The sequence below is a fragment of the Collinsella aerofaciens genome (genome assembly GCF_018785265.1).
GTDB classification, from domain to species: domain Bacteria; phylum Actinomycetota; class Coriobacteriia; order Coriobacteriales; family Coriobacteriaceae; genus Collinsella; species Collinsella aerofaciens_AI.
Map to the genome: position 1 here is coordinate 34,668 of NZ_WQPK01000019.1, position 10,946 is coordinate 45,613.

A 10,946-nucleotide genomic window follows, 5' to 3' on the forward strand; every position below is an offset into this window, starting at 1 on the left:
CTCGCCTATATCCAGTCCTCTTTTTGGGTATAGACGTCTATGTGTGTGCTAAAGTATTGAGTCCTGTGGACTATGAAGGGAGAATCTGTGCCAAAAAAGACTGAGAGCACGGGTACTGGGCTGGAATCCTACGTTGCAAAGCTCATGGGCAACGGCTCAAACAGGACTTCGGTAACCGAGGACGAGATTCAGGTCGCCCTGAAGGATATCGATGTTTCTGACGAGCAGCTCACCGCGGTGTATTCCGCGCTGCGCAACAGCGGCATCCAGATTATCTCCGCGAGCGGTAACGACGACGCCCCTATGGACGTCGACGATGACGATAACGATACCGATACCGATGATTTCGATGACGACGACGAGCACGATTCCGGCTCGCTCGATGATCACGAGCTCAAGATGGCCCGCCAGGCCGACGCCGAGATGGGTTCTTCCAAGAGCAAGAAGAAGCGCACCGTGCGCACGTCCCGTTCGCGTTCGCGCGTGCGCGGCATCGATGCCTCCACGGTGATGCTGACCGGCGACCCGGTCCGTATGTACCTCAAGGAGATCGGCAAGGTCGACCTGCTGACCGCCTCCGAAGAGGTCGATTTGGCCATGAAGATCGAGGCCGGTCTTGAGGCCACTGAGAAGCTCGAGGCTGCCGATGCTGGTGAGCTCGAACTCACGCGTGCCGAGATGCGTCGTCTTACGCGCATTGAGAACGTGGGCCTCGAAGCCAAGCAGGCACTCATCAGCGCAAACCTGCGTCTGGTCGTCTCCATCGCCAAGCGTTATGTCGGTCGCGGCATGCTGTTCCTGGACCTGATCCAGGAGGGCAACCTCGGTCTGATTCGCGCCGTCGAGAAGTTCGACTACCAGAAGGGCTTTAAGTTCTCCACGTACGCCACGTGGTGGATCCGTCAGGCTATCACGCGCGCTATCGCCGACCAGGCCCGTACCATCCGTATTCCCGTGCACATGGTCGAGACCATCAACAAGCTCGTCCGTGTGCAGCGCCAGCTCCTTCAGGACCTGGGTCGCGACCCGACCCCCGAGGAGATCGGTGCCGAGATGGACATGAGTGCCGACCGCGTCCGCGAGATCCAGAAGATCTCGCAGGAGCCCGTGTCGCTCGAGACCCCCATCGGCGAGGAAGAGGATTCCCAGCTGGGCGACTTCATCGAGGACTCCCAGGCCATCGTTCCGCCCGATGCGGCCAGCTTCTCCATGCTGCAGGAGCAGCTCACCCAGGTGCTCGACTCGCTTGCCGATCGTGAGCGCAAGGTTATCGAGCTGCGCTTTGGCCTTGTCGACGGACATCCCCGTACGCTCGAGGAAGTCGGCCGCGAGTTTGGCGTCACGCGCGAGCGTATCCGCCAGATCGAGTCCAAGACCCTGGCCAAGCTCCGCCACCCGAGCCGTTCGAGCAAGCTGAAAGACTATATTGAGTCTTAACCTCGCAAGCAAGAAGCGCCCTCAAGCACATCCGCTTGAGGGCGCTTTCATGTAGTTGTTGGGGACGTTCTTGAATGACTGGTCGTTTAAGAACGTTCCCAATGATTAGGTCGGAAAATTTCTTAAAAAAGTTCTTGCCCTTAGCGGATTCGTCCGTATAATAAACTTCGTTGCTTGAGAGCACGCACCTATTCCTCGGTAGCTCAATGGTAGAGCACGCGGCTGTTAACCGCGCTGTTGTAGGTTCGAGTCCTACCCGGGGAGCCAGAATTTTCCAGCCCTTTCCGTTGGGCTTTAAATTCCTCGGTAGCTCAATGGTAGAGCACGCGGCTGTTAACCGCGCTGTTGTAGGTTCGAGTCCTACCCGGGGAGCCAGGTTGTAAAACCCGTCGCTTATGCGGCGGGTTTTTTCATGCCGCGATCGCCGTTCGCAAACGTTACCGTATCAACATTTCGTGTCGAGGATGTAATCCCGAGGCCCGCCACCTCAACATGGCGCGGTCGTTGTAGAATATTGCAATGATTGCTCCCACGACATGGTGCCGCGAGCACCAAGAAAAGGAGATTCTTGTGTCTGAGACCATTAACGGCAGCCTGAGCGTCTCGAACGACGTTATTGCCGATATTGCCGGTTATGCCGCGATGACGTGCTATGGCGTTGTCGGTATGGCTGAGCAGCTCCAGGGCGCCGAGAGCGTGCGCCTGCTTGCCGGTCAACGCCTCCGCAAGGGCGTGCTTGTTTCCGCCGACGAGAACGGCCTTACGGTCGATCTTCACGTCGTGCTCGAGAACGGCGTCAACATGAAGTCCGTCTGCCACAATCTTTCGAGTTCCGTTGCCTTCACTCTGCAGGAGATCGCCCAGATCGATCCCGCCAGCCTTAAGATCGGCATCCATATCGACGCGCTCAAGAGCCGTCTGAACTAGCATCCGAAAACGGAGATTCAAATACCCATGATTGCAAAGACCATTCGCACCTGTTTTCCGATCGCTGCGGCTGCCGTTTCCGACAAGGCCGAGGAGATCAACAAGCTCAACGTCTTCCCCGTACCCGACGGCGACACCGGCACCAACATGTCGCTCACGCTCGCCTCGGTGACCAAGGAGCTTTCTGCTCTTCCTGCCGACGCTGACATGGAAGCCATCGCCGGCGCCATCACCCACGGCTCCCTGATGGGCGCCCGCGGTAACTCCGGCGTCATCACGTCGCAGATTCTGCGCGGCGTGGCCGAGGGCCTTGTCTCTGCCGATGAGCCCATTACGTCCGCCAACATCGCCTTCGCCTTCCGTCGCGCCGTCAAGGTCGCCTTCCAGGCCGTCCGCAAGCCCATCGAGGGCACGATCCTCACGGTGCTGCGTGATGTCTCGACCAAGGCCGACGAGTGCGAAAAGAAGAAGTTCTCGGCCGAGGACGCGCTCGATGCCATCGTCGTCGAGGCCTACCAGTCCGTCGCCCGCACGCCCGACCTGCTGCCCGTTCTGAAGGAGAACGGCGTCGTCGACTCCGGCGCCTTTGGCTTTGCCATCTTCCTGGAGAACTTTGTTGCCGCCGCGCTTGGCCGCAGCACCGTTGTCGAGGATTTCTCCGCCACGTTTGATTCTGCCGGCTCTGCCCGCGACGCTGCCCTCGGTCGCGTTGAGATCGAGGCCAACGACGATTGGGAGGGTTCGGAGTTCCGCTACTGCAACGAGTTCCTCTTTAAGGCCGACGCCCCGTTTGACGAGGACGAGTGCCTTAAGTTCCTGGGCTCCATGGGCGACTGCGAGCTGCTCGTGGGTGCCTACCCCGATTACAAGATCCATGTGCACTCCAACACCCCCAACCTGGTGCTTGAGCACATGCTGCAGCTTGGTCAGATCTACGAGGTCTTTATCCACAACATGGAGATGGAGGCCCACGACCGCACCGCCAAGATTCACGAGGACCAGGAAAAGGCCGCCGAGCCCGCCAAGGCGCTGGGCTTTGTCGCCGTTGCCGCCGGTTCGGGCGAGGCCGACATCCTCAAGTCCCTCGGCGTTGACGTGATCGTCTCGGGCGGTCAGACCATGAACCCCTCGACTGCAGACCTGCTGGGCGCCGTTGACCAGGTCAACGCGACCTCGGTCATCATTTTGCCCAACAACGGCAACATCCGTTTGGCCGCTGAGGCCGCTGCCTCAGCCTGCACCGACAAGAAGGTCGCCGTCGTTCCCACCAAGACCGTTCCGCAGGCCTTCTCCGCGCTGTTCGCGGTCCTGCCCGATTCCGAGCTCGAGGACGCCGTCGCCGCCATGGTCGACGCCATCAGCGAGGTTCGCGATGGCGAGGTCACCCGCGCCGTGCGCGATTCCAGCGCCTCTGACGGCTCTCCGATTCACTCTGGTGATGTCATGGGTATCATCGCCGGCTCCATCGACGTGGTCGGCTCCGACGTGAAACAGGTCACGCTCGACTGCATCAACCGCATGCAGGAGGAAGAGGAGGGCGACGCGCTGACGATTCTGGCCGGCGAGGAGCTGTCCGATGAGGCATTCCAGGAGATCGTCGACGCCATCGAGGAGGCTCAGCCCGATCTGGAGATTGACGCCCATCGTGGCGAGCAGCCGCTCTATCCCGTGATCTTCTCGATCGAGTAGGCAACTGCCCATGTCCGAGCTGTGCTCCGTGCCGCGCGTCTCGGTGCGCTTTGCCCAGAGCAATGCGCTCGACGAGGATATCGCGCGACTCAAATATGTTTCGGGTAAACGTGAGGAGGCCCTTCGCCGTCTGGGAATTCGGACGGTGGGGGACCTCCTTCTCCATATCCCTCATCGATATCTCGACTTTACGCGCTCCTGGTCCATTGAGATGGCGCCCATTGGTACCGTGTGCACGATTGTCGCTACGGTCGATCGTATCGTCCAAAAGCAGCCCCGCCCGCGTATGCAGGTGACCGAGGTCTCGCTGGTGGACGAGACGGGCGTGCTGCAAGTCGCCTTTTTCCGTCAGCCCTGGATTGCCCAGCAGTTTAAGCAGGGCGACCGCCTGGCCGTGATGGGTAAGGTCGAGTTTGCCTACGGCTTTAAGCAGATGGTCTCGCCGCACTTTGAAAAGCTCGAGGACGGGCGTGCCGCGGGCACCATTCTGCCGGTCCATTACGTGAGCGATGGCGTGAGCCAGGCGTGGATGCGCCGCATCGTTAGCGGCGCGCTCGAGGCTGTCGGCAATCCCTTCGATCCGATTCCCGCACGTTTACGTGTCAAGCGCCGCCTGATGAGCAATGCCCGTGCACTGCGCTCAATTCACTTTCCCTCGAGTATGGCCGAGCGCGATATCGCGCGCCGCCGCCTTGCCTATGAGGAGTGCCTCTACCTGCAGCTGGCGCTGCGCTTGCGCAACGACGGCGGCTTGGTCGAAGTCGCTCCCTACGCCCACGCCGCGGGCGAACACCTGGCGGCGCTCAAAGAGGCCCTGCCGTTTTTGCTGAGCGACGAGCAGGAGGCCGCGTTCCAAGACATCCTGCACGACATGTGCGATGGCGGGCGCGTGATGAACCGTCTGCTGCTGGGCGACGTCGGTACCGGCAAGACGGCTGTCGCCGCCTGCGCGCTGGCCGTCGCGGCCGATTCGGGTACCCAGTCCTGCGTTATGGCGCCTACGGGCGTGCTGGCGCGCCAATATGCCGATAAGACCGGCCCCTTGCTCTCGCAGGCTGGCATGTCCTGGGCGCTCCTGACGGGTGCCACGCCGGCCGCAGAGCGCGAACGCATCCATGCCCAGCTGGAATCGGGTGAGCTTGACGTGCTCTTTGGCACCCATGCGGTGCTTTCGGATAACGTTGCGTTCAAGCATCTGTCGCTTGTCGTCATCGACGAGCAGCACCGGTTTGGCGTCGGCCAACGCAACGCCCTACGCGCGAAGGGCCCCGGTGCCGATCTGCTCGTTATGACGGCAACGCCCATCCCGCGTACGCTGGCGCTTTCGGTTTACGGCGATCTTGACACGAGCATCATCCGCCATCGGCCCGTCCCTGGCGCTGGCGTGACGACACGCGTACTCACCGAGTCGAGCCGTGACCTCGCCTATGGAGCCATCCGCGAGGCGCATGAAAAGGGTCAGCAGGCCTACGTGATTTGCCCGCTCGTGGAGCCGAGTGACTCGGCCGATGAGCTGGAAGACGTGCCCGGTATTGCCCGCGACGATGAGGGCCGCGTGACCGTCCCCGTGCCGCTGCACGATACGGCGACCGAGCTCGATCGCCTGCGTCTGGCGTTGCCGGGTCTTGCCATCGAGCGCCTTCACGGCCGTATGCCAGCGGGGGAGAAGGACCAGGTTATCGATGCCTTTAAGCGTGGCGAGATTGACGTGCTCGTCTCGACTACGGTGGTCGAGGTGGGCGTCGACGTGCCTAACGCCACCGTCATGGTCATCGAAAACGGCGAGCGCTTTGGTTTGGCTGCCCTGCACCAGCTGCGCGGCCGCGTGGGCCGTGGCGGCGTGTCGGGCACGTGCCTGGTCATGACGCACTCCAAGGGCAACGGCGGCGCATCGGCGGCACAAGAACGTCTCCAGTCGCTCGAAAAGACCTCGGACGGCTTTACGCTCGCCCAGATGGACCTGCGCCTGCGCCACGAGGGCGAGATCCTGGGTTATCGCCAGCACGGCGGCGTGACCCTGCGCTTTGTGGACCTGGACGCCGACGAGGATCTTATCGAATGGGCCCATTTGGACGCGGTCGAGCTCTTGCGGTATGCTTGCAACCTTGACTCCGTGGCGACGCGTCCCTTGCGCGATGCAGTCGCCACGCGTTATCGACATATCTTTAAGGAGGTCAGCGGAGGATGAGAATCATCGGCGGTGAATGGCGCGGCCGCAAGATCGAAGAGCCGCGTGGGCGCGATGTCACCCGTCCCACGACCGATCGCGTGCGCGAGGCATGTGCATCCATGGTCATGTCGGCGTTCGATTTCGATTTGGACGAGGTCCGCGTGCTGGATGCCTTTGGCGGCTCCGGTGCCTTGGGAATCGAGATGCTCTCGCGTGGCGCCCGCTCGCTCACCACGTTCGAGATCGATCGCAACGCCGCCCGTCTGATCACCAAGAATATCGAGTCGCTGTGCCGCGACCGCTCGCGCTGGCGCATCGTTACCGGCGATGTGCTGACAAGTGCCTCGCGCGGCCGTGTGCCGGGCGGTCCTTTTGACTTGGTCCTGCTCGACCCGCCCTATGCCTTTGGCGCCGAGCCGGTCGAGGAGTTGCTGCAAAATCTTTCCCAGCAAGGACTGCTGGCTCCGGGGGCCTACGCGCTCTTTGAGCATGCCGCATCCGATGCGGGCGCTCATCCAGCTGGTTTTGAGACCGTGCGGGAGAAGCGCTACGGCATTACCTCGGTTGACTTGCTGTGCTGGGTGGCCGGGGACGAGAACGACCATGGTGACGAGAACGAAAATGACGAGGATGTGCCATCGGAGGACACCCATGAATGACACCATCAACCGCGTAATCGTCCCGGGCACCTTCGATCCCATCACCTTTGGTCATATCGACGTGATTCGCCGTGCCCGCCGCATCTTTCCCAGCGTGATCGTCGCCGTGGCCGAATCACAGGGTAAAAACGGCGTGGGTACCACCTTTATGCTCGACGAGCGCGTGGCGCTGGCCCGCGAGGCCCTCGGCGATTTGGACGGCATCGAGGTACTGCCTTTCACTGGTCTGCTGGTCGACTTTGCACGTGAACAGGGGGCAGGTGCCGTTGTTAAGGGTCTGCGCGCCATGACCGACTTTGAGTACGAACTGCAGCAGGCCGACCTCAACTACCGCCTGGATAACGAGCTGGAGTCCATCTTTGTCATGAGTGCTCCGCAGTACGGCTATATCTCGAGCTCGGTGGTGCGCCAAATCGCGTCGCTTGGCAGCGACGTGTCGACGTTTGTGCCGCCCAACGTGGTCGAAGCGCTCAAACATCGCTTTTCGTGACGTTTTTTAATGCCTGGTGGCATGTGGTAAACTTACACGATGATATGTTACCTATGAAAGGAGACCGGATGCCGGGCGAGAATTTTCCTGGCGACAGGATCGTGAGTCTTGTCGACGAGCTCGAGGGGCTCATCGAAGAGGCTAAGACGCCGTTCGGCAAGAACGCCCAGATGAAGGTTATCGACGCTGACGTCTTCTTTAACATCCTCGATGAGATCCGCATGAGCTATCCCGAGGAGTGGCAGAAGTCCCGCCGTATCCTCAAAGAGCGCGAGGAGCTTATGGCTTCCGCTGCCGCTCAGGCCGATTCCATCATTGCCGATGCTCAGCAGCAGGCGCTCACCATTGCCGGTGAGCAGGAGATTGTCCGCTTGGCGCAGCAACAGGCCGACGACATCCGCGACCGTGCCCAGCAGTACGAGCGCGAGACGCGCTATGCCGCCGAGGATTACGCCGAGCAGGTCTTTACGCACCTCGAGGAGAACCTCAAGAGCCTGACCGGCACCGTCACCCGTTGCCGTCAGCAGCTCAACGAGGGTGCCGCACAGCAGAACGGTCAGTGGTAATGGCTGAGTTCCCGAGCGTAACCGTCGATCTTTCCGAGCAGCTCGAGTTTCCCGGAGACTCTTATCCGCTGACCGGCAAGGTCGATGTCGCCACCTACACGGTGGGCGAGAAGGAGTACCGGCTGCAGGACGGTATTGCCTACGATGTGGTCTTTACCAACGCCGGTACCGGCGTTCTGCTCTCGGGCATGGTCCGCGCCCACGCCACCGGCGAGTGCGACCGCTGCCTGGAGCCCGCCTCGTTTGACATCGCAGGCGAGATCGAGGAGTTCTACCTCTTTGAGGAGCCCGAGGATCCCGAGGCCTACGAGGACGGCTACGAGCTCCTGGGCGAGGATCGCATCGTCGATCTGGGAGAGCCCATCAACGACGCGGTCGTCATGGACACGCCGTTCGTTGTCCTGTGCAAGCCCGATTGCCGCGGCCTTTGCCCCACTTGCGGTTGCAATCTCAACGTCGAGCAATGCGATTGCGCCGCCCAGGCAGAGGCAGAATGGGCCGCTGCCACGGAAAATCCATTTGCAGCATTGAAGAATCTCAAGCTTGATGAGTAAAACTGTGGTAGTATCGCTACTTGCGCGTAATCGCCACACTGGATAGTTCATAAGGAAGGTCACTATGCCCGTACCTAAACAAAAGCAGGGTCGTATCCGCACTCACACCCGTCGTTCCGCCAACATGAAGATCTCGGCTGCGGCTCAGTCCACGTGCCCCCGTTGCGGCGCTGTTAAGCTTCCGCACCACGTGTGCCCCAGCTGCGGTTTCTACAAGGACCGCGAGGTTATCGTTACCGAGTAACGGTATACTCTGGATGCGATGCCGTTCCAAATGGAACCACAATGGCCGGCTCAATGAGTCGGCCATTTTTGTATAAGGAGCATGTATATGAGTAACGTTCGCGTTTGTGTAGACGTTGTGGGCGGAGACGAGAAACCTCAGGTTGTTCTCGATGGTATCGAAGCTGCGCTTGCCGCCGATCCCGATATCGAGGTCTTGGCAGCTGGTCCCGCCGAAATCGTCAATCCCTTTGCAGCTTCCCATGCACGTGTTGAGGCCCTTGAGGCGCCTGACGTTATCGCCATGGATGACGATCCCATTCGCGCCGTGATGACCAAGCGTAAGTCGTCGATCGTGCTTTCTTGCCGCGCCATTAAGAAGGGCAACGCGGATGCGTTCTTCTCCGCCGGCTCCACCGGTGCCATGACCGCCGCCGCCACCGCCTATGTGACGCCGTTTAGGTATCAGGCCGAAGGCAAGAAGCAGCCGGTGCGCCCCTGTCTGACCAATGCGCTGCCCAATCGCGCCGGCGGTCTGACGGTGCTGTGCGACATGGGTGCCAACCCCGATGTGGAGGTCGATGACATGGTGCGTTTTGCCCAGATGGGTAGCGCCTATGCCCGCGTCGTCCTGGGCATCGAGCATCCTCGCGTGGGCCTGCTTGCCAATGGCACCGAGGATGAGAAGGGCTCCAACTTTACCAAGGCCTGTTTCCCTGCTATGAAGGCCGCCGTTCCCGGCTTTGTTGGTAACTGCGAGGGCACCGACCTCACCTCAGGTAACTTCGATGTCGTCGTTGCCGATGGCATGTCGGGTAATATCGCTCTCAAAGCTACCGAGGGCGCTGCCAAGTTTTTGCTGCAGGAGCTCAAGGGCGCCTTTATGGCCTCGCTCGGCACCAAGATCGCCGCGCTGCTCATCAAAAAGCAGATGCGCGAGATTAAGGCCAAGCTCTCTGGCGACGCCAAGGGCGGCGCGATTCTTCTGGGCCTGCGCGGTGTGGTCCTGATCGGCCATGGCGCCACCTCGGTCGAGGCTGTCAAAAACGGTACGCTCGCGGCGGCCGAAGCCGTGCGCGCCGGGCTGGTCGAGAATGTCGCCAACTCTATGGACAGTATCGTTTTGTAAGAGCGAGTTAGAGCGCTGTTATGTGCTTCGCGGCGCACGTCGTGGGGTAGAATCAGAACCGTGTCTTGGTACCGCCCGGGCGGTACCATTCTTTTGGTATTCATGTACTATGAGAGGAAGCGCTATGGACCGCTCCGAAATCTTCGACAAGATCGCCGAGGTCGCTGCTGACGTTCTGGGCGTCGATGTTGCCGAAATTAGCGAGGAGACCACCTTTGACGACCTCGATGCCAACTCGCTCGAGCGCCTGCAGCTGGTTACGGCTATCGAGGACGAGTTCAACCTCGAGATCGATGACGAGACCCTGCTCTCGCTCAACTCTGTCGCCGACGCCGTCGACGCTATCGAAGCTGCCAAGGAGGCCTAAGTCTTGGCTTTATCCGAACGACTTACGCGCGCCCAGGAAATCCTGGGCCACGAGTTCAACAATAAGGTGCTGCTGCGCGCGGCCCTTACGCATCCCTCGGCAGTCGAGGGCCAGCCGGTTTCTGCCAGCTATGAGCGCCTTGAGTTCTTGGGCGATTCCATTTTGGGCGCTGTGGTCGCACGCTCCCTGTTTGAGTCCTATCCCGAGTTTGACGAGGGCAAGCTCACTCGCTTGAAGGTGTCGCTCGTCTCGGGCGCCACGCTATCCGAGGTTTCTCACGAGTTGGGCATCGACGACATCATTATCTTTGGTGCCTCCGAGACCGGTACCGGTGCGCGCGGCCTGCATTCGGCCCTCGAGAACGTCTATGAGTCGCTCGTGGGCGCGCTGTACCTGGATGCCGGCTGGGACGTTGCGGCGGAGTTCATTCACCGTACGCTTAAGCCGCATTTGGCTTCCGAGCGTGCCGAGCATCCTGCGAACCCCAAGTCGTTTTTGCAGGAGTGCGTGCAAGCCGACGGTCACGAGCCCCCGGCGTACAAGCTCGTTGGCTCCGAGGGCCCGGCGCATGCGCCCACCTTTACCGCTGTGGTTTTGATCGATGGTATTCGCCAGGGTCGCGGCTCCGGCTCCTCAAAGAAGGAAGCCGAGGGAGCTGCCGCGCTTGAAGCGCTCGACCGCATGGGTTACACCACCAACGGCGTGATTCTGAACAAGAAGCACGTGTAAGCGAGGA

12 protein-coding genes and 2 tRNA genes are annotated in these 10,946 nt (G+C 60.8%); all 14 read left to right on the forward strand.

The genetic code is table 11. From position 1 onward, the window contains the following. Positions 1–87: 87 nt before the first annotated feature. The 14 genes from rpoD to rnc all read left to right on the forward strand — a co-directional run bounded on the left by rpoD (position 88) and on the right by rnc (position 10,939). Positions 88–1,437 (forward strand): RNA polymerase sigma factor RpoD, encoded by a 1,350-nt coding sequence (gene rpoD / locus GPK42_RS03270; protein WP_055286388.1) that lies wholly within the window; start codon positions 88–90, stop codon positions 1,435–1,437. A 192-nt stretch (positions 1,438–1,629) separates the two neighbouring features. Further along, positions 1,630–1,704 (forward strand) — tRNA-Asn (locus GPK42_RS03275). A 33-nt stretch (positions 1,705–1,737) separates the two neighbouring features. Beyond that, a tRNA-Asn gene (locus GPK42_RS03280) sits at positions 1,738–1,812 on the forward strand. A 195-nt stretch (positions 1,813–2,007) separates the two neighbouring features. Continuing rightward, complete coding sequence (locus GPK42_RS03285; protein ID WP_022093773.1) at positions 2,008–2,364, forward strand: Asp23/Gls24 family envelope stress response protein; 357 nt, start codon at positions 2,008–2,010, stop codon at positions 2,362–2,364. Positions 2,365–2,391: 27 nt separating this feature from the next. Continuing rightward, positions 2,392–4,053 (forward strand): DAK2 domain-containing protein, encoded by a 1,662-nt coding sequence (locus tag GPK42_RS03290; protein ID WP_215693496.1) that lies wholly within the window; start codon positions 2,392–2,394, stop codon positions 4,051–4,053. Positions 4,054–4,063: 10 nt separating this feature from the next. Continuing rightward, positions 4,064–6,241 (forward strand): ATP-dependent DNA helicase RecG, encoded by a 2,178-nt coding sequence (gene recG, locus GPK42_RS03295; RefSeq protein ID WP_215693498.1) that lies wholly within the window; start codon positions 4,064–4,066, stop codon positions 6,239–6,241. After that, the gene (gene rsmD / locus GPK42_RS03300; RefSeq protein WP_215693500.1) at positions 6,238–6,882 is read left to right on the forward strand and encodes a 16S rRNA (guanine(966)-N(2))-methyltransferase RsmD; all 645 of its coding nucleotides are present in this window, start codon (positions 6,238–6,240) and stop codon (positions 6,880–6,882) included. Before recG ends, rsmD begins: the two co-directional genes overlap by 4 nt. Beyond that, positions 6,875–7,372 carry a pantetheine-phosphate adenylyltransferase gene (coaD, locus tag GPK42_RS03305; RefSeq protein ID WP_118376690.1) on the forward strand — a complete coding sequence of 166 codons (498 nt, stop codon included), beginning with the start codon at positions 6,875–6,877 and terminating at the stop codon, positions 7,370–7,372. The genes rsmD and coaD overlap by 8 nt, the downstream gene beginning before the upstream one ends. Positions 7,373–7,440: 68 nt before the next feature. Next, complete coding sequence (locus GPK42_RS03310; protein WP_022094019.1) at positions 7,441–7,938, forward strand: ATP synthase subunit B family protein; 498 nt, start codon at positions 7,441–7,443, stop codon at positions 7,936–7,938. Next, positions 7,938–8,492 (forward strand): YceD family protein, encoded by a 555-nt coding sequence (locus GPK42_RS03315; protein ID WP_215693502.1) that lies wholly within the window; start codon positions 7,938–7,940, stop codon positions 8,490–8,492. Before GPK42_RS03310 ends, GPK42_RS03315 begins: the two co-directional genes overlap by 1 nt. A 64-nt stretch (positions 8,493–8,556) precedes the next feature. Next, on the forward strand, positions 8,557–8,736 hold the full coding sequence (rpmF, locus tag GPK42_RS03320) for a 50S ribosomal protein L32 (protein ID WP_022094017.1): 180 nt from the start codon (positions 8,557–8,559) through the stop codon (positions 8,734–8,736). Between the two features lie 87 nt (positions 8,737–8,823). After that, complete coding sequence (gene plsX, locus GPK42_RS03325) at positions 8,824–9,843, forward strand: phosphate acyltransferase PlsX (RefSeq protein WP_138374831.1); 1,020 nt, start codon at positions 8,824–8,826, stop codon at positions 9,841–9,843. 124 nt (positions 9,844–9,967) lie between these two features. After that, positions 9,968–10,210 (forward strand): acyl carrier protein, encoded by a 243-nt coding sequence (locus GPK42_RS03330; protein ID WP_055286398.1) that lies wholly within the window; start codon positions 9,968–9,970, stop codon positions 10,208–10,210. Between the two features lie 3 nt (positions 10,211–10,213). Continuing rightward, positions 10,214–10,939 carry a ribonuclease III gene (gene rnc, locus GPK42_RS03335; RefSeq protein ID WP_055286400.1) on the forward strand — a complete coding sequence of 242 codons (726 nt, stop codon included), beginning with the start codon at positions 10,214–10,216 and terminating at the stop codon, positions 10,937–10,939. Positions 10,940–10,946 lie beyond the last annotated feature (7 nt).

What these genes read in the sequence shown, in the direction of transcription:
- GPK42_RS03290 (WP_215693496.1), top strand. Translation starts at nt 2,392, where the DNA reads ATGATTGCAAAGACCATTCGCACCTGTTTTCCGATCGCTGCGGCTGCC.
- recG (WP_215693498.1), top strand. Translation starts at nt 4,064, where the DNA reads ATGTCCGAGCTGTGCTCCGTGCCGCGCGTCTCGGTGCGCTTTGCCCAG.
- rsmD (WP_215693500.1), top strand. Translation starts at nt 6,238, where the DNA reads ATGAGAATCATCGGCGGTGAATGGCGCGGCCGCAAGATCGAAGAGCCG.
- coaD (WP_118376690.1), top strand. Translation starts at nt 6,875, where the DNA reads ATGAATGACACCATCAACCGCGTAATCGTCCCGGGCACCTTCGATCCC.
- GPK42_RS03310 (WP_022094019.1), top strand. Translation starts at nt 7,441, where the DNA reads ATGCCGGGCGAGAATTTTCCTGGCGACAGGATCGTGAGTCTTGTCGAC.
- GPK42_RS03315 (WP_215693502.1), top strand. Translation starts at nt 7,938, where the DNA reads ATGGCTGAGTTCCCGAGCGTAACCGTCGATCTTTCCGAGCAGCTCGAG.
- rpmF (WP_022094017.1), top strand. Translation starts at nt 8,557, where the DNA reads ATGCCCGTACCTAAACAAAAGCAGGGTCGTATCCGCACTCACACCCGT.
- plsX (WP_138374831.1), top strand. Translation starts at nt 8,824, where the DNA reads ATGAGTAACGTTCGCGTTTGTGTAGACGTTGTGGGCGGAGACGAGAAA.
- GPK42_RS03330 (WP_055286398.1), top strand. Translation starts at nt 9,968, where the DNA reads ATGGACCGCTCCGAAATCTTCGACAAGATCGCCGAGGTCGCTGCTGAC.